The sequence below is a fragment of the Pseudomonas turukhanskensis genome, from assembly GCF_027922365.1.
GTDB lineage: Bacteria > Pseudomonadota > Gammaproteobacteria > Pseudomonadales > Pseudomonadaceae > Aquipseudomonas > Aquipseudomonas turukhanskensis.
The window spans coordinates 87,345-103,307 of the sequence record NZ_BSFN01000002.1 but is presented as its reverse complement, the minus strand read 5'-3'; the positions used below and the strand labels follow the sequence as shown (position 1 = coordinate 103,307).

Annotated in this window: 16 protein-coding genes; 10 read left to right on the top strand and 6 right to left on the bottom strand. The window is 60.6% G+C overall.

Annotation, left to right across the window (positions count from 1 at the left end):
* Positions 1-11 precede the first annotated feature (11 nt).
* The 7 genes from PKE98_RS04250 (at position 12) to PKE98_RS04220 (ending at position 4,003) form a co-directional block, all read left to right on the top strand.
* A complete protein-coding gene (locus PKE98_RS04250; protein ID WP_271194038.1) occupies positions 12-623 on the top strand; it encodes a hypothetical protein in 612 nt (203 codons plus the stop codon).
* A 144-nt stretch (positions 624-767) separates the two neighbouring features.
* Positions 768-1,343, top strand: coding sequence for an antibiotic biosynthesis monooxygenase (locus PKE98_RS04245; RefSeq protein WP_271194037.1), 576 nt, complete (start codon positions 768-770; stop codon positions 1,341-1,343).
* 69 nt (positions 1,344-1,412) lie between these two features.
* Positions 1,413-2,120, top strand: a complete 708-nt coding sequence (folM, locus tag PKE98_RS04240) for a dihydromonapterin reductase (RefSeq protein WP_271194036.1) — start codon at positions 1,413-1,415, stop codon at positions 2,118-2,120.
* Positions 2,121-2,140: 20 nt separating this feature from the next.
* A complete protein-coding gene (gene folX, locus PKE98_RS04235) occupies positions 2,141-2,512 on the top strand; it encodes a dihydroneopterin triphosphate 2'-epimerase (protein ID WP_110616686.1) in 372 nt (123 codons plus the stop codon).
* Between the two features lie 106 nt (positions 2,513-2,618).
* Positions 2,619-2,909 carry a DUF1244 domain-containing protein gene (locus PKE98_RS04230; protein WP_271194035.1) on the top strand — a complete coding sequence of 97 codons (291 nt, stop codon included), beginning with the start codon at positions 2,619-2,621 and terminating at the stop codon, positions 2,907-2,909.
* Positions 2,909-3,250 carry a HopJ type III effector protein gene (locus PKE98_RS04225; protein ID WP_271194034.1) on the top strand — a complete coding sequence of 114 codons (342 nt, stop codon included), beginning with the start codon at positions 2,909-2,911 and terminating at the stop codon, positions 3,248-3,250. Before PKE98_RS04230 ends, PKE98_RS04225 begins: the two co-directional genes overlap by 1 nt.
* Before the next feature lie 144 nt (positions 3,251-3,394).
* Positions 3,395-4,003: a putative glycolipid-binding domain-containing protein gene (locus tag PKE98_RS04220; protein ID WP_271194033.1), complete on the top strand. Its 609-nt coding sequence runs from the start codon at positions 3,395-3,397 to the stop codon at positions 4,001-4,003.
* Between the two features lie 208 nt (positions 4,004-4,211).
* Here PKE98_RS04220 and PKE98_RS04215 read toward each other — a convergent pair whose 3' ends face one another.
* Together PKE98_RS04215 and PKE98_RS04210 are read right to left on the bottom strand one after the other, a co-directional pair.
* Positions 4,212-5,576: a spinster family MFS transporter gene (locus tag PKE98_RS04215; protein WP_271194032.1), complete on the bottom strand. Its 1,365-nt coding sequence runs from the start codon at positions 5,574-5,576 to the stop codon at positions 4,212-4,214.
* Between the two features lie 353 nt (positions 5,577-5,929).
* The gene (locus PKE98_RS04210; protein ID WP_271194031.1) at positions 5,930-6,970 is read right to left on the bottom strand and encodes a ferrochelatase; all 1,041 of its coding nucleotides are present in this window, start codon (positions 6,968-6,970) and stop codon (positions 5,930-5,932) included.
* A gap of 293 nt (positions 6,971-7,263) precedes the next feature.
* Here PKE98_RS04210 and PKE98_RS04205 point away from each other — a divergent pair, with 293 nt between their 5' ends.
* Entirely contained in the window at positions 7,264-8,250 is a 987-nt protein-coding gene (locus tag PKE98_RS04205) for an NAD(P)/FAD-dependent oxidoreductase (RefSeq protein ID WP_271194030.1), read from the top strand.
* 238 nt (positions 8,251-8,488) lie between these two features.
* On the opposite strand, the gene PKE98_RS04200 is transcribed toward PKE98_RS04205, so the two are convergent.
* The 4 genes from PKE98_RS04200 to PKE98_RS04185 form a co-directional block, all read right to left on the bottom strand.
* Positions 8,489-9,253 carry an amino acid ABC transporter ATP-binding protein gene (locus PKE98_RS04200; protein ID WP_271194029.1) on the bottom strand — a complete coding sequence of 255 codons (765 nt, stop codon included), beginning with the start codon at positions 9,251-9,253 and terminating at the stop codon, positions 8,489-8,491.
* Between the two features lie 11 nt (positions 9,254-9,264).
* Positions 9,265-10,359, bottom strand: a complete 1,095-nt coding sequence (locus tag PKE98_RS04195; protein ID WP_271194028.1) for an amino acid ABC transporter permease — start codon at positions 10,357-10,359, stop codon at positions 9,265-9,267.
* Positions 10,360-10,369: 10 nt separating this feature from the next.
* Positions 10,370-11,548, bottom strand: a complete 1,179-nt coding sequence (locus PKE98_RS04190) for an amino acid ABC transporter permease (RefSeq protein ID WP_271194027.1) — start codon at positions 11,546-11,548, stop codon at positions 10,370-10,372.
* Positions 11,549-11,656: 108 nt separating this feature from the next.
* A complete protein-coding gene (locus tag PKE98_RS04185; RefSeq protein WP_122492822.1) occupies positions 11,657-12,685 on the bottom strand; it encodes an amino acid ABC transporter substrate-binding protein in 1,029 nt (342 codons plus the stop codon).
* Positions 12,686-13,227: 542 nt separating this feature from the next.
* Here PKE98_RS04185 and PKE98_RS04180 point away from each other — a divergent pair.
* Both PKE98_RS04180 and PKE98_RS04175 read left to right on the top strand, forming a co-directional pair.
* Positions 13,228-13,884: an alpha/beta hydrolase gene (locus PKE98_RS04180; RefSeq protein WP_271194026.1), complete on the top strand. Its 657-nt coding sequence runs from the start codon at positions 13,228-13,230 to the stop codon at positions 13,882-13,884.
* 30 nt (positions 13,885-13,914) lie between these two features.
* On the top strand, positions 13,915-15,840 hold the full coding sequence (locus PKE98_RS04175) for an acyl-CoA synthetase (protein ID WP_271194025.1): 1,926 nt from the start codon (positions 13,915-13,917) through the stop codon (positions 15,838-15,840).
* The last annotated feature ends 123 nt before the right edge of the window (positions 15,841-15,963 follow it).

Here is a 15,963-nt window from a genome sequence, read left to right as displayed (position 1 = left end):
GCATCTACACCATGCAAGACCCAACCCTTCTCACCAGCGAGGAATTGGACTTCCTCCAAGACCTGCAAACTCCGCATCGTCTAAACGGCCCGATGCAGACCCCGAGCCTGCGGGTGGACGGCGGCACCCAGACCAAAGCCCTGCTCACCCGCCTGGCCGCCAGCGACCAACTCACCATCGAAGCGCATTTCAACGGTGAGCGCGTGACCTTCCCGCTGAACTTGGTGGAAGACGAATTCCACAGCCTGAGCCTGGAAATCGGTGAGCCCCAGGTGGTGGAACAGGGCCCGTCCGAACGTCCCTGGCGCCTGCACATGACGCCCGCCATCGAGTTGGTGGACGAGCACGGCAAGCCCAGCGGCGTGTGGTTGCACGCGCTTTCCACTACGGGGCTGCTGGTGGAAGTACGCCATCAACTGGTGCCCAACAGTTTTACCTATTGGTTGCCGCGTGCCGGCGCCGAGCCGATTCGGCTGCAAGGCATTTTGGCCCGGCGCAGCAAACAACGCCTGGTGGCCTACCGCCTGAGCGGGCGCAAAACAGCGCACAGCGAGCAGCTGCGCCAGTACATCTATCAGCAGCATCGCTTGCTCAATCCGGTTGAACCAACGCCCGCCATCTAACGAATTTCCCGCTCTAGCACGCATCTTTGGCTGGCATTTGGCAGCACAAAACCACTACTCTTCACCCAACGCCCCGCCACCCCTGGGGCGCTTTTTTTGCCAAGGCTCTACCCGAGCGGCGGCGAGGCTTTGAGGAGATACATAATGTCTGCTTCCCCCGTCACCCTGATGGTGGCTCGCCGCGTGCCCCGCGAGCGTTACCAGGACTTCATGCTCTGGCTGCGTGAAGGCGAACAACTGGCCACCGACTTCCCTGGTTATCTCGGCTCTGGCGTACTCGCCCCACCGGCCGACGATGACGAATTCCAGATCGTATTCCGCTTCGCCGATGCCGAACTGCTCGCCAGCTGGGAGCACTCCGCCTCGCGCCGCGCCTGGCTGCAACGTGGCCAAGGCCTGTTCGCCCAGCCGCTGGAACACCGCGTGCAAGGTATCGACGCCTGGTTCGGCAGCGCCAGTCGCAACGTACCGCGCTGGAAGCAAAGCGTGGCCATCTGGCTGGCCTTCTTCCCGGTATCGCTGGCGTTCAATCTGATTTTTGGCGGGCTGTTAAGCGAACTGCCGCTGGCGGTGCGCATTCTGCTCAGCACCCTGGCGCTGACGCCGCTGATGACCTACTGGTTTATTCCGCTCTCTACGCGCCTGCTGGCGCCGTGGTTGCACAAGCGCAAAGAGCTGCGCGTTGTGGGCCGCTCGGCACTGGCAGGCGAGGCCAAGTAAAACGCTGCCTTTTGTACCCGGCAGCAGACTGGGGTAACGTTGCCGGGCCTGTTCGCCAACGAGTACCCCATGCCTGCTTCTGCCCCCATTCTGCTGACCGGCGCCGGCCAACGCGTCGGCCTGTTCTGCGCCGAACGCTTGCTCGATGACGGTCACCCGCTGATCGTTACCTACCGCCAAGAGCGGGAAAGCCTGCAACGGCTGCGCGAGCGCGGCGCCGTTACCCTCAAGGCAGATTTTTCCAGCGAAGCCAGCATTCTGGCCTTTGTCGCCGAGCTGAAAACCCATACCCAACGCCTGCGCGCCATTGTGCACAACGCCTCGCAGTGGCTGGCGGAAACGCCGGGGAATGAAGGCGCCATCTTTGCGCAGATGTTCAACGTGCATATGCTCGCGCCCTACCTGATCAACCTGCACTGCGCCGAGTTGCTGCGTCAGTCGAGCCCGGCGGATATCGTGCATATCAGCGACGACGTGGTGCACAAAGGCAGTGCCAAGCACCTGGCCTACTGCGCCAGCAAGGCGGGGCTGGAAAGCCTGACGCTGTCGTTTGCCGCCAAGTACGCGCCGGCGATCAAGGTCAATGGCATCGCCCCGGCCCTGATTCTGTTCAACGACGGCGACGATGCCGACTACCGCGCCAAAGCCCTGGCCAAATCGGCGATAGGTATCGAACCCGGAGCCGAGGTCGTCTACCAGAGCCTGCGTTATCTGCTCGACAACCCCTATGTCACCGGCACCACCTTGAGCGTCAACGGCGGCCGGCACCTGAAATAATTGGATGGGAGTACACCGTTATGCCGAGACTGGAGCCTGGAATGGCGCGCATCAGGGTCAAGGACCTGCGCCTGCGCACCTACATCGGAATCAAGCAGGAAGAAATCGATAACAAGCAGGACGTGCTGATCAACCTGACCATCCTCTATCCCGCCGTGGATGCGGTGCAGGTCAACGATATCGAGCACGCGCTGAACTACCGCACCATCACCAAGGCCATCATTGCCCACGTGGAAAACAACCGTTTTGCCCTGCTTGAACGGTTGACCCAGGAGCTGCTCGACCTGGTGATGGCCCACCCGGCGGTGCGCTATGCCGAGGTGGAAGTGGACAAGCTGCATGCCCTGCGCTTTGCCGAGTCGGTGTCGATCACCCTCGCCGGTCATCGCTAACCCGCTCGCGCCCTCAAGTGCCCGCATTGCCGAGCGGGCCGGGCGCTTCTATTATCGCGCCCATTGCCTCATCCCCTTTCCCCGCACGTTCTCGGAGTACGTTGCCATGACCGAGCAAGAACAGATCGAACTCGAAGCCGCCGCCTTTCGCCAACTGGTGCAACACCTGCGCGATCGCACCGATGTGCAGAACATCGAGCTGATGAACCTGGCTGGTTTCTGCCGCAACTGCCTGTCCAAGTGGTACAAGGCTGCCGCCGACGACGTCGGCCTGCCGGTGACCATCGACCAGGCACGCGAAGAGGTCTACGGCATGCCGTACAGCGAGTGGAAAACCAAATACCAGAAAGAAGCCAGCAGCGATCAGCAAGCGGCGTTCAACAAAGGCCAGAAGTAATGACTGCACTTACCGATTTTCGCGCGGCCCTGCGCAGTGACAACCACCTGTTCGCCACCACCCTGGCCTTTATTGCCGAGCACTACGATTACCAACAAAGTGCCTTCGTAAATGGCAACCAGAACAATGCCAGCGGGCAGAACGAAGGCTCGTGCAAAACCCTCGGCCTGGCTCTGCTCGAAGGCCTGAGCCTGGAAGAAACCTTGCGGGCTTTTGGCGAGCATTACCGCAGCGTGCTCGCTACGCCGACCGGCACCGACCACGGCAATATCCGCGCATTGATGGAAACCGGCTTGAGCGGCGTGAATTTCGAGCAGCAACCGCTCAAGCACAAGGCCTAGCGCCGAACAAAAAAAGTTTTTTGTGTAGCCGAAATCCTACATACATCACAGAAATCACCGCTTATTCTGCTCGCCGGTCTACACCATGGACGGTGCCCTGCGGCCGCAAATATGCCCCGCCGTCCGCTCGCTGGAATTGCACGGATGCAGCCTACCTTGATGCAGCAACAAACCCTCGTGTGGAAACCCTGGCTCAACCCCGGCGTGGAAAACCTGCGCCTGCGCCAGGACGACAGCGGCATTCATGCCAGCAGCCATCTGATTCAGAGCGTGCGCGGCAACAGCATTGCCGCCACCTATGTGCTGCACTTCGACCCGCGCTGGCGCTTCCGCCGGCTGTGGCTGAAGGTGGATAACCTCGGCCAGCGCACCTTAACGTTGGAGCGCGACATTCGTGGCCACTGGCTGCTCAATGGCGAACCCCGCCACGACCTCAATGACTGCCAACACGTGATGCTCTCGGCCACGCCGTTTACCCACACGGCGATTTTGCAGCGCAGCGCGTTGGAAATAGGGCAAAGCGAAGAGGTGCAGGTGGTGCACGTCGACATGCTCACCTTCACGCTGCAGGCGCGCAGCCAGCGGTATCAGTGCCTGCGTCAGCAGGACGAGCACACCCTGTATCGCTACGAGACGGCAGGCAAACAGAGCCGCGAGTTGACCATGGACAGCCAGGGGTTTCTGACCAAGGCCAGTGAGCAGTACCTGCGCCTGACGTCGAAGCTGGCGCTTGAGTTGAATACCTGGGTTTAAGATCAAAGGCTTCGCGAGCAAGCTCGCTCCTACGAAAATCCCGCTATTGCGTAGGTTGGGTTGAGCAAAGCGAAGCCCAACGATACGCGCAAACAAGCCCCAACTCCGGTGCCCAACAGGACCGATCGAGCTTGCTTCGGTCCTGTGGGCAGCACTGGTGGGGCTTACACGTTCGTAACGTTGGGCTTCGCCTTTGGCTCAGCCCAACCTACGCCTTGGCCGGAACCCCGACTGCTTCCACAGCTGGCTCCGAGCTCCAGCCTTTCAACCGCTCCACGCTCGCCCGATAGGGCTTCAAGCCCTTGGCCAGCAGCACAATGGAGAACAGCACCGCGACGGTCGTCACGATCAGCAGCGAGTATTGCAGCGCGTTGTCGTTGCCAAAGCCATAGTCCGTCACCATCGCCACCGCCGTTGGGCCAATGCCCAGGCCAATCAGCGTGATCACAAACAGGTAGATGGCCGAGGCCTGCCCGCGCATGGAGTTGGGCATGATGTCCTGAATGGCGGCAGGTGCCACGCCAAACGGCATGCTGAGGAAAAACACCGCCGGGCACATGAAGATCGAGGCGACATTGCCGCTGCTGGCCAATGGGAAGGCCAGCACGCACGGCAGCGCGCCGATGGCGGCAATCAGGCCCACGCGCATATTGCCGTCGGTGCGACCACGCTTGTTCATCCAGTCGGCCAGACGACCGCCGAAGACGATCCCCAGGCAACCGAACACGGCCACGATGCTGCCGTACACCACGCCTACATGGCCGGCATCCCAGCCGTAGGTGCGAATGTAAAAGGTCGGAATCCACGCCGCACTGCCGTAGCCGGCGAATGCCAGGCCGGCAAAGCCGAAGTTATGGCACAGCACGGTGCTGCGGTTGGAGCGGATATAACGCCCCACTTCGCTCAGCGGCACCGCGACGCCGGCCCCTACGCCACGGCGAGCGGGTTCACGTACTGCCAGCATCAGCAGGGTGAACAGCACACCGGCAGCGCCCAGCAGCAAGAAGATCAGTTGCCAAGGGCGCACTTCGCCGAGCACCGGCAACACTACGTCGCCCTGAGCGGAGGCGAATTTAATCACCAGGCCGCCCAGCAGAAACGCAAGACCCGAGCCCAGGTAAACACCCATCGAGTACACGCTGATGGCGGTGGCGCGGCGATCGCTAGGGAAGCTGTCGGCAATCAGCGAATAGGCCGCTGGCGACAAGGCAGCCTCACCCACACCCACACCGATGCGGCACAGCAGAAATTGCCAGTACAGGCGAGCCATGCCGCAGGCAGCGGTCATGGCACTCCAGAACAGCACGCCGATGGCGATGAGGCCACGACGGCTTTTGGTGTCGGCCAGGCGACCCAGCGGAATGCCGCACACGGTATAAAACAGCGCGAACGACAAGCCCATCAGCAGGCTCATTTGCGTATCGCTGATGTCCAGATCGCGGCGGATGGGCCCGACCAGCAGATTGAGAATCTGCCGGTCAATAAATGACAGGACGTACGCCACCATCAAAATGGTGACAGTTCCCCAAGCGCGGAGGCTGGAGGGATAACCGGCATTATTGTTGTTATGCACCTTGGTCTCCTTCGGCGCTGCCAGTGCAACGCGCGGCCGTTGAAAGTGCTCGCAGAGTAGCCCCATACGACGCGCCATTTGGCCGTTATCAGCCGAGCGAATGCAGGTAGGCGCCTTTGGCGAATGACTTGCCAGTCAGCACCTGTTTTTTACTTCCTGGAATCGCTCTTTGGATTGATTGACCCGGGAGATTGGCCTTCAAAACCGCCGTTTCCACGCCAGCCAATGGAGGCTGAAGCCATTCCTACCAGGAAAATAGCCGCCCTGCGGGCGAGGTTTCAGCCTCGATGCGTTTGTTTCGTGCATAAAAAACCCCGCTTGAGCGGGGCTTTTAACCAGCGCGCAAAAACCTGTTACGAATTAAGCGGGTTACCCAGGCCGGCCGGCGCCTTTTCGCAGAGTTCGGTCAGGGTTTGCACCCACTGCGGGTTGTCGTTAAGGCACGGCACCAGCACCAGTTCCTCGCCGCCCGCTTCGTGGAATTGTTCCTGCCCACGAATGCCGATCTCTTCCAGGGTTTCGATGCAGTCGGCAACAAAGGCCGGGCACATCACCAGCAGCTTTTTCACGCCTTGTTTGCCCAGCTCATCCAGGCGCGCTTCGGTGTAGGGCTCGATCCACTTGTTGGCGCCCAGGCGCGATTGGAACGACACCGACCATTGCTCCGGCTTGAGCCCCAGCCGCTCGGCGAACGCCTCAGCGCTGCGCTGGCACTGGCTGCGGTAACAGAAGGCCATGATCTCGTCGCTGACCCCTTTGCTGTCCGGCGCGCGCAGGTTGTGCTTGGGGTCACGCACCAGCTTGCGAATATGGCTCTCCGGCAGCCCGTGGAAGCTCAGCAGCAGGTGGTCGTAGCCCTGTTCCAGATAGGGCTGGGCGCTGGCCACCAGGGCGTCGATATACGCAGGCTCGGCGAAGAAGGGCCGCAGCGTGGCGAACTCCAGCGTCAGGTTCTGTTCGCGCACCACCCGCTTGGCCTCTTCGATTACCGTGGTCACGGTGCTGTCGGCAAACTGTGGATAAAGCGGCGCCAACGTGACCTTTTTAATGCCTTGCTTGGCCAGGCGGGTAAGCACCGTCTGCAAAGAGGGTTCGCCGTAGCGCATGGCCAGTTCCACCGGGCCGTGTTTCCAGGTGTCTTTCATGGCCGCTTGCAGGCGCTGACTCAGCACGATCAGGGGTGAACCGTCGTCCCACCAGATCGAGCCGTAGGCCTCGGCCGAAGCCTCCGGGCGTTTGATAAGAATCAGCGACACCAACAGGCGGCGGATGGGCCAGGGCAGGTCAATAACATAGGGGTCCATCAGAAACTGGTTGAGGTAGCTGCGTACGTCGGCCACTTGCGGCGAGGCCGGCGAGCCGAGGTTGACCAGAAGCAAGGCGTGATCGGTCATGCACATTCCCTAACAAGACGTGATAAAGCGGAAGAAAGGCCGGCATTATAGGGACGAACCCGATGCACAAACAAAGCAGGCATCTGCCGGGGAAGCGTTCTATACCTAACACAAGCACACAGGCCGTTCGAACCTGTGGCCAAACCGCGAATCAGAGCGAGGGAAGGTCCTCGCGCAAGCACACCCGGTTGCCGCCGCGCCGTCTATGCCCGGCCACCGCATTTATGCTTTGACGCCCATGGCCAATACCAGGAGATAGTCCGCCCAGCCTGCGATTTTTTTAGAGGTCAGACATGAGTTTCCCCATTGCCATCATTGGCACCGGCATTGCCGGTCTTTCTGCCGCACAAACCCTGCACGATGCAGGTCTGTCCGTTCAACTGTTCGATAAAAGCCGCGGCAGCGGTGGCCGCATGGCCAGCAAGCGCAGCGATGCCGGCGCGCTGGACATGGGTGCCCAGTACTTCACCGCCCGCGACCGCCGTTTTCTCGAAACCGTGCACCAGTGGCAAGCCCGCGGCTGGGTAGCCGAGTGGAAGCCCAGCCTTTACACCTTCAACGACGGGCTGCTCGGCGCCTCGCCGGACGAGCAAGTGCGCTGGGTGGGTACGCCGCGAATGAGCGCCATCACCCGAGCGATGCTGGGCGCCTTGTCGGTGAACTTTTCCTGCCGCATTACCGAAGTATTCCGCGGCACCGAGCACTGGAGCCTGCAGGACGCCGACGGCCAAACCCACGGCCCCTTCAGCCACGTCATCATCGCCACCCCCGCCTCCCAGGCCAGCGGCTTGCTGGCTGCTGCGCCGAAGCTGGCCGGCGCCGCCGCCAGTGTCGCCATGGACCCGACCTGGGCGGTGGCCCTGGCCTTTGCCGAACCGCTGGATACACCTGTAGAAGGCTGCTTTGTGCGCGAAGGCCCGCTCGACTGGCTGGCGCGCAACCGCAGCAAACCGGGGCGCGACACCGCCATGGATACCTGGGTGCTGCACGCCAGCAGCAACTGGAGCCGCCAACACCTGGACTTGAGCAAGGAAGCGGTGATCGAGCAGTTGCACGGTGCCTTCGCCGAACTTATCGGCTGCGCCCTGCCCGCCCCGGCGTTCAGCCTTGCGCACCGCTGGCTGTACGCGCGGCCGGCAAGCAACCACGAATGGGGCTCGCTGGTGGATGCCGACCTGGGGCTGTACGCCTGTGGGGACTGGTGCCTGTCCGGGCGCGTGGAAGGCGCCTGGTTGAGCGGCAAGCAGGCGGCACAGCGGTTGCTGGATCATTTGCACTAAGAGCCCCTCACCCCAACCCTCTCCCGTAAACGGGAGAGGGAGCCAGATCGGAGATGCATTCCCCTCTCCCGTTTGCGGGAGAGGGGCTAGGGGTGAGGGTCAGCCGTTACCCGATTTGCAGGCTCCATTAGCCAAGGCTCAAGCTTCTCCGACAAAAACGCTCCACAATCACCCCACCCCAAAACTAAACCCACAAAAAAAGGAGCCTCGCGGCTCCTTTCTTACGACCCATTCCCTACTAGTGCAGGATCTGGCTCAAGAACAGCTTGGTGCGGTCGCTCTGCGGGTTGTCGAAGAAGTCGTTTGGCGGTGCCTGTTCAACGATTTCGCCTTTGTCCATAAAGATCACGCGGTTGGCCACGGTGCGGGCAAAGCCCATTTCGTGGGTTACGCAGAGCATGGTCATGCCGTCTTCAGCCAGGCCGATCATGGTGTCGAGCACCTCTTTCACCATCTCGGGGTCGAGGGCGGAAGTGGGTTCGTCGAACAGCATGATTTTCGGCTTCATGCACAGGGCACGGGCAATGGCCACACGCTGTTGCTGACCACCGGAAAGCTGCCCTGGGTATTTGTGCGCCTGCTCCGGAATGCGTACGCGCTCAAGGTAGTGCATGGCAATTTCCTCGGCCTTGCGCTTGGGCATCTTGCGTACCCACATCGGCGCCAGGGTGCAGTTCTGCAGAATGGTCAGATGGGGGAACAGGTTGAAGTGCTGGAACACCATGCCAACTTCACGGCGGATCGCTTCGATCTGCTTGAGGTCGTTGGTCAGTTCCACACCATCGACGATGATGCGGCCCTGCTGGTGCTCTTCCAGACGGTTGAGGCAACGAATGGTGGTCGATTTGCCCGAGCCCGAAGGCCCGCACAGCACGATGCGCTCGCCCTGTTTCACGTTCAGGTTGATGTCTTTGAGTACGTGAAACTGGCCGTACCATTTGTTCACGCCCTGCATTTGGATAATGCCTTCAGGGCTCACAGGCTGTTTGATCGCTTCGCTCATTTACTCGACTCCTAACGCTTGTGGCCTGTGTCCAGCTTGCGCTCCAGGTGCATGGAGTAGCGGGACATACCGAAACAGAAAATCCAGAAGACCAGGGCTGCGAACACGTAGCCCTCGGTGGCCATCCCCAACCACGCAGGGTCGGCGGCGGCTTGCTTGACGCTGTTGAGCAGGTCGAACAGGCCGATGATGATCACCAGGCTCGTGTCTTTGAACAGCGCGATAAAGGTGTTCACGATGCCGGGAATCACCATCTTCAGGGCTTGCGGCAGAATCACCAGGCCCATGCTGCGCCAGTAGCCAAGGCCCATGGCCGCAGCAGCCTCGTACTGACCTTTGGGAATGGCTTGCAGACCACCACGGACCACTTCGGCCACATAGGCCGACTGGAACAGGATGACGCCGATCAGCGCCCGCAGCAGTTTGTCGAAGCTCATGCCCTCGGGCAGGAACAACGGCAGCATCACCGAGGACATGAACAGCACGGTAATCAACGGTACGCCGCGCCAGAATTCGATGAAGGTCACGCAGACCACACGAATGGCTGGCATGTTCGAACGCCGTCCCAGCGCCAGCACGATGCCCAGCGGCAATGCACCGGCAATACCAACGGTGGCGATCACCAGAGTCAGCATCAGGCCGCCCCATTTGCTGGTGGCGACGTTTTCCAGCCCCAGGCCACCGTGCAGGAGCCAGAAGGCTACCAGTGGGTAGATGATCAGAAAGCCGATGCCGTAGAACGCCTTGCGCGGGAACTTGTTGATGAACAACGGCGCCACGCCAATGATCGCCAGCCACACGGTGACGTCTACGCGCCAGCGCAGTTCGCTGGGGTAGAAGCCATACATGAACTGCCCGAAGCGCTGTTGGATAAACACCCAGCAGGCGCCCTCTTTGGTGCAGTCGGCACGGGTGGTGCCGACCCAGTTGGCGTCGAAGATGGTCCAGCTCAACAGCGGCGGCACGATCAGCCATACCAGGTAGATCGCGAACAGCGTCAGCAGCGTGTTGAGCCAGTTGGAGAACAGATTGGCCCGCATCCAGGCCACGGCGCCCACGCTTTTGCGCGGCGGTGGCATGTCGGGTTTGAAAGTATGAGTCGTCATGCGCCTTTCCTCACCGCTCGATCAACGCAATGCGTTTGTTGTACCAGTTCATCAACAGGGAAATGCTGATGCTGATGGCCAGGTACACGCTCATGGTGATGGCAATTACTTCGATGGCCTGCCCGGTCTGGTTGAGCACCGTGCCGGCAAACAGCGACACCATGTCCGGATAACCGATACCGGCCGCCAGGGAGGAGTTTTTCGCCAGGTTCAGGTATTGGCTGGTCAGCGGCGGAATGATCACGCGCAGGGCTTGCGGAATGATCACTTTACGCAGCGTAGGGCCATTACGCAGACCCAGCGAGTGAGCCGCCTCGGTCTGGCCATGGCTGACCGACTTGATGCCCGAACGCACGATTTCCGCGATAAACGCCGCGGTATAGGCCGTGAGCGCGATGGTCAGCGCCAACAGCTCGGGGATCATTACCCAGCCACCCACGAAGTTGAAGCCTTTGAGCGCCGGTGCTACCCAGTGAAACGGCGAGCCGAACGCCAGCACACTGATGGCCGGAATCAGCACCATGATTGCCAGGCCCGCCCAGAACTTGTGGAACGGTACGCCGGTCGCTTCAAAGCGCTTGTTGGCCCAGCGCACCATCAGCACCGTGCCGACGATAGCCAGCAGCACAGCCACCACAAAGGCAACGAAGCCATCGGCGGTATGGCCTTCGGGCATGTACAGGCCACGATTGCTGAGGAAGAAGCTGTCGGCAATATTCAGGCTGTTGCGTGGCCCCGGCAGCGGCAGCAGCACCGCGAAGTACCAGAACAGAATCTGCAGCAGCGGCGGAATATTACGGAACGTCTCGATATAAACAGTGGCCAGCTTGCTGACCATCCAGTTGGACGACAGCCGTGCCACACCGAGGATGAAGCCCAGCAAGGTGGCGAACACGATACCGATGGCCGAGACCAGCAACGTGTTCAGCAAGCCGATCACGAACACCCGTGCATAGGTGTCGGACTCGGTGTAGCTGATCAGGTGCTGAGCGATGCCGAAACCGGCGCTGTTTTCGAGAAAGCCGAAACCGGAGGTAATGCCCCGGTGTTGCAGGTTGGTTTGCGTGTTATCGAACAGAAACCAGCCCATGGAGACCACCGCCACCAGGGTGATGATCTGAAATAGCCAGGCACGGAAACGGGGGTCGCTTAGCGAGAAGCTCCGCGATGTGCCGATTTGATTTTGCATGGAGTGAGTGCCCCAGGAACGTTGAAACGGAAAAGCCCAGTGACCGCAAAGCAATCACTGGGCCAGTCCATCTGGCCGGGCGCACCCGGTCAGACGGCTAACAGCCTATTAACGCACTGGTGGTGCGTATTGCAGGCCGCCTTTGTTCCAGAGTGCGTTCAGGCCGCGCTCGATTTTCAGCTCGCTGCCCGCACCGACGTTGCGGTCGAACACTTCGCCGTAGTTACCCACTTGCTTGATGATCTGCACTGCCCAGTCTTTCGGCAGTTTCAGGTCTTTGCCGTATTCGCCGTCAGCACCCAGCAGACGCAGAACGTCCGGGTTTTTGCTGCCTTTAGCTTCGGCTTCAACGTTCTTGGAGGTCACACCCGCTTCTTCAGCATTGAGCATGGCGAACAAGGTCCACTTGACGATGCTGAACCACTCTTCGTCGCCTTTACGTACGACTGGGCCCAGAGGCTCTTTGGAAATAACTTCCGGCAGAACCACGTAGTCGTTCGGTTGGGCCAGCTTGATACGCTGTGCGTACAGCTGCGACTGGTCGGAGGTCAGCACGTCGCAACGGCTGGCTTCCAGCGACTTGGCGCTTTCGTCGGAGGTGTCGAAGGTGATCGGGGTGTATTTCAGGCCGTTGGAGCGGAAGTAGTCGGACACGTTCAGTTCGGTAGTGGTACCGGCCTGGATGCAGATGGTCGCGCCGTCGAGTTCCTTGGCGCTGGAAACGCCGAGCTTCTTGTTCACCAGGAAGCCGATACCGTCGTAGTAAGTCACGCCGGTGAAGACCAGGCCCATGCCCGCATCACGCGAACTGGTCCAGGTGGTGTTACGCGACAGCATGTCGACTTCGCCGGACTGGATGGCGGTGAAGCGCTCCTTGGCGGTCAGCGGGCTGTATTTTACTTTCGAGGCATCGCCCAACACGGCAGCAGCCACACCACGGCAGATATCGACGTCGATACCCTGGTAGTTGCCTTTGGCATCTGGAACCGAGAAACCCGGCAGACCGTCACTTACACCGCACTGAACAAAGCCTTGTTTCTTGACTTTATCCAGAGTCGCGCCCGCTTGAGCGAAGCCGCTGGCGCCAAGAATGGTCGCTGCGGTCAGGATAGCCAGGGTGGATTTCACCATCTTCATTAAAACCTCCAGTTGCTGTTGTTGTGTTTGGAGTCTTGGCCCCACCGCCGTACCCTTTTGAGGCACGCTTGCCCTCATATGAGGAGCAATACGGGGTGCAGACCTGAGAGCGAGTCTAGTTGGCGATGCTCTCACCGGCCAAAACTCACCCCCCGCTTACTGTTTGCATGTGTTTGCGCGAGTAGACGGGTGGGGGATTTTCCCGTTCGCTTAGTCGCTCTGCGACCCGTGGCGAATCTGTTGGGAATTTCCCGTGGCTTATTTTTGTAGCGTGTTCCTGCGTAACGCGATTGCCCGTCTACGTCGCCGCGCTCTACTTTGCATGAGTCGGACCACGAAAACGATGGAGTGTTACCCAAATTGGGGCATGCAATCGGTTAAATCAGTTATAGCAAACGCCGTACCACACGCCCCTGAAAGGGGCGATTCAGGCAGGTCAAGAGCAAAACTTGTAACCTTGCGACAAGTAATTAACGGATCAACCAAACACTCATTCAGCCCGCGCCCCATCGCGGAGCGAACGCACCGAACTGGAGCCTGCCATGCACGAAAATCTGATACTTGAGCCCACACATGAGGCAGACGCCTGCGTGATCTGGTTGCACGGGCTGGGGGCCGACCGCTTCGATTTCCTGCCGGTGGCCGAAGCGCTGCAACAATCGTTGACCAGTACGCGTTTTATCTTGCCGCAAGCCCCAACGCAGCCGGTGACCATCAATGGCGGCTACGCCATGCCCAGTTGGTACGACATTCTGGCCATGAGCCCGGCCCGCGCCATCAACAACCAACAGTTGGAAGCCTCGGCGCAGCGAGTGATCGAGCTGATCGAAGGGGAACGCGACAGCGGTATCAATCCGGCGCGTATTTTTCTCGCCGGCTTCTCGCAAGGGGGCGCGGTGGTATATCACGCGGCCTTCCTGCGCTGGCAAGGGCCACTGGGTGGCGTGCTGGCGTTGTCCACCTATTCGCCGACCCTGAGCAGCGACGTGGTGCTGCCAGATACAAAAAAACAACTGCCGGTTTACTGTTTGCATGGCACACATGACGACATCGTGCAGCGCGCCATGGGCCGCGCTGCTCACGACTGCCTCCAGGCGCAAGGTGTGCCGGTGAAATGGCAGGAATACCCGATGAGCCATGAAGTGTTGCCCCAGGAAATCCGCGATATCGGCACCTGGCTGGCAGCGCAACTGGGCTGAACACTACCTACTGGAAAAAAAGGTCAGCAGATGAGCCAAGCCGTTGTGCACCACCCCGCTGAAGTCCCCGCCATTGCGTCTTTGCGCGACACGCTGGCCATCGAGCAAGTCGCCCTGCAAGACCGCGATATGCCGGCCAGCACCTACGAGTTGCTGCAACGCAGCGCGGCGCGCAACGGCACCGCCACGGCGCTGACCTTTCTGCTGCAAGGCAACCACGAAGAACAGCCGTATCGCTTGAGCTATGGCGAGCTGTTCGCCAAGGTCACGCAGACGGCCAACGCCCTGCACCGCCTGGGCGTTCGGCCCGGCAAGGCCGTGTCGTTTCTGCTGCCGAATCTGCCGCACACCCATTTCACCATCTGGGGCGGTGAAGCGGCCGGGGTGGCCAATGCGATCAACCCGCTGCTGGACAGCGAACATATCGCCGAGTTGATTCGCGCCTCGGACTCCGAAGTATTGGTGACATTGGCGCCCTTTCCCGGCACCGACCTCTGGGACAAGGTTGCCGACCTGCGCGAGCACCTGCCGGAGCTCAAGCACATCATTACCGTAGACATGGCCAACTACCTGCCTGAACCGCAACGCGCCGGCATAAAAGCCCAGCGCGGCGGCTTGCCGGCAGGCGTGCTGGATTTTGACGAGCTGATTGCCGACTGCCCGACCGACCACCTGGAAAGCGGCCGGGTCATCAGCCCCGACGACATTGCCTCGTACTTTCACACCGGCGGCACCACCGGCACGCCAAAACTGGCGCCGCATACCCATCGCAATGAAGTGGCGATGGCGATGATTCTGGCCTTTGCCATCGACCTGCACCCCAGCGACGTGACCCTGTGCGGCCTGCCGCTGTTTCACGTCAACGGCGTAATGGTCACCGGCCTGGCGCCCTTTTACGTCGGCGCCGAGGTGGTGCTGGCGACGCCGCAGGGCTATCGCAACCCAAGCCTGATCAGCCACTTCTGGAAAATCATCGAGCGTTACCGGGTGAGCTTTTTCAGCGGCGTGCCGACCATCTACGCCGGCCTGCTGCAGGTACCTAGCGCCGGGCACGACCTGTCGAGCCTGCGTCACGCGTTATGCGGCGCGGCACCGATGCCGGTGGAATTGATCCGCCAGTTCGAAAGCAAAACAGGGCTCAAGATCATCGAAGGTTACGGCCTCACCGAAGGCACCTGCGGTAGTTGCGGCAACCCGCCGGCCGGGGAAAGCCGCCCGGGCTCCATTGGCATTCGAATGCCGTACTGCGAAGTGAAAATTGCCGTGCTCGATGAGCAAGGTAATTACCTGCGCGATGCGGCGGAAAATGAAATCGGCAACCTGGTGCTGCGCGGTATCACGGTGTTCAACGGCTACCTGCAGGCAGACAAGAACAAGGGCATCTGGGTGGACGGCGACTGGTTCAATACAGGCGATCTGGGCCGAATTGATGCCGACGGCTATATCTGGCTCACCGGCCGCAGCAAAGACCTGATCATTCGCGGCGGCCACAATATCGACCCCCAGATGATCGAAGAAGCACTGCACAAACACCCGGCCGTGGCCATGGCTGCAGCGGTGGGCAAACCCTGCGCCAAGGCCGGCGAGTTGCCGGTGGTGTATGTGCAATTGGTTCCGGGCGCGGCGGTCACCAGCGAAGAACTGCTGGCCCATGCCGGTGCTCATATTCCCGAGCGCGCGGCGGTACCCAAGGATGTATGGATCATCGACGCCATCCCCCTTACGGCGGTGGGCAAGACCTTCAAACCGACGCTGCGCTACGATGCCATCCGTCGGGTTTTCGAAGCCGACCTACGGCATATCGACCCGCAGGTGCGGGTTGAGGTGACGGCGCACGACAGCCACGGCCAATTGGCCCACGTGTACCTGCCCGAGCTAGATGCCGCGCGCCATGCAGCCGTCAATGCGTGCCTGGCCGGCTATGCCGTGCGCTATAAGGTAGTGATGGGCACCTGACGCTACCTGAAAAAATAGTGAACGGAACGAGCGTGCCGCCTCTCAGAAATCTTGCCGGGCTGTGAACCGCTGAGCAGCAGATTGCTGCCGTGCCAGCTATGGTTCATCTGGGTCTTTGCCAAC

What these genes read in the sequence shown, in the direction of transcription:
- PKE98_RS04220 (WP_271194033.1), top strand. Translation starts at nt 3,395, where the DNA reads ATGCAGCCTACCTTGATGCAGCAACAAACCCTCGTGTGGAAACCCTGG.
- PKE98_RS04185 (WP_122492822.1), bottom strand. Translation starts at nt 12,685, where the DNA reads ATGAAGATGGTGAAATCCACCCTGGCTATCCTGACCGCAGCGACCATT.
- PKE98_RS04200 (WP_271194029.1), bottom strand. Translation starts at nt 9,253, where the DNA reads ATGAGCGAAGCGATCAAACAGCCTGTGAGCCCTGAAGGCATTATCCAA.
- PKE98_RS04175 (WP_271194025.1), top strand. Translation starts at nt 13,915, where the DNA reads ATGAGCCAAGCCGTTGTGCACCACCCCGCTGAAGTCCCCGCCATTGCG.
- PKE98_RS04205 (WP_271194030.1), top strand. Translation starts at nt 7,264, where the DNA reads ATGAGTTTCCCCATTGCCATCATTGGCACCGGCATTGCCGGTCTTTCT.
- PKE98_RS04225 (WP_271194034.1), top strand. Translation starts at nt 2,909, where the DNA reads ATGACTGCACTTACCGATTTTCGCGCGGCCCTGCGCAGTGACAACCAC.
- PKE98_RS04245 (WP_271194037.1), top strand. Translation starts at nt 768, where the DNA reads ATGTCTGCTTCCCCCGTCACCCTGATGGTGGCTCGCCGCGTGCCCCGC.
- PKE98_RS04210 (WP_271194031.1), bottom strand. Translation starts at nt 6,970, where the DNA reads ATGACCGATCACGCCTTGCTTCTGGTCAACCTCGGCTCGCCGGCCTCG.
- PKE98_RS04250 (WP_271194038.1), top strand. Translation starts at nt 12, where the DNA reads ATGCAAGACCCAACCCTTCTCACCAGCGAGGAATTGGACTTCCTCCAA.
- PKE98_RS04190 (WP_271194027.1), bottom strand. Translation starts at nt 11,548, where the DNA reads ATGCAAAATCAAATCGGCACATCGCGGAGCTTCTCGCTAAGCGACCCC.
- PKE98_RS04195 (WP_271194028.1), bottom strand. Translation starts at nt 10,359, where the DNA reads ATGACGACTCATACTTTCAAACCCGACATGCCACCGCCGCGCAAAAGC.
- PKE98_RS04180 (WP_271194026.1), top strand. Translation starts at nt 13,228, where the DNA reads ATGCACGAAAATCTGATACTTGAGCCCACACATGAGGCAGACGCCTGC.
- folX (WP_110616686.1), top strand. Translation starts at nt 2,141, where the DNA reads ATGCCGAGACTGGAGCCTGGAATGGCGCGCATCAGGGTCAAGGACCTG.
- folM (WP_271194036.1), top strand. Translation starts at nt 1,413, where the DNA reads ATGCCTGCTTCTGCCCCCATTCTGCTGACCGGCGCCGGCCAACGCGTC.
- PKE98_RS04230 (WP_271194035.1), top strand. Translation starts at nt 2,619, where the DNA reads ATGACCGAGCAAGAACAGATCGAACTCGAAGCCGCCGCCTTTCGCCAA.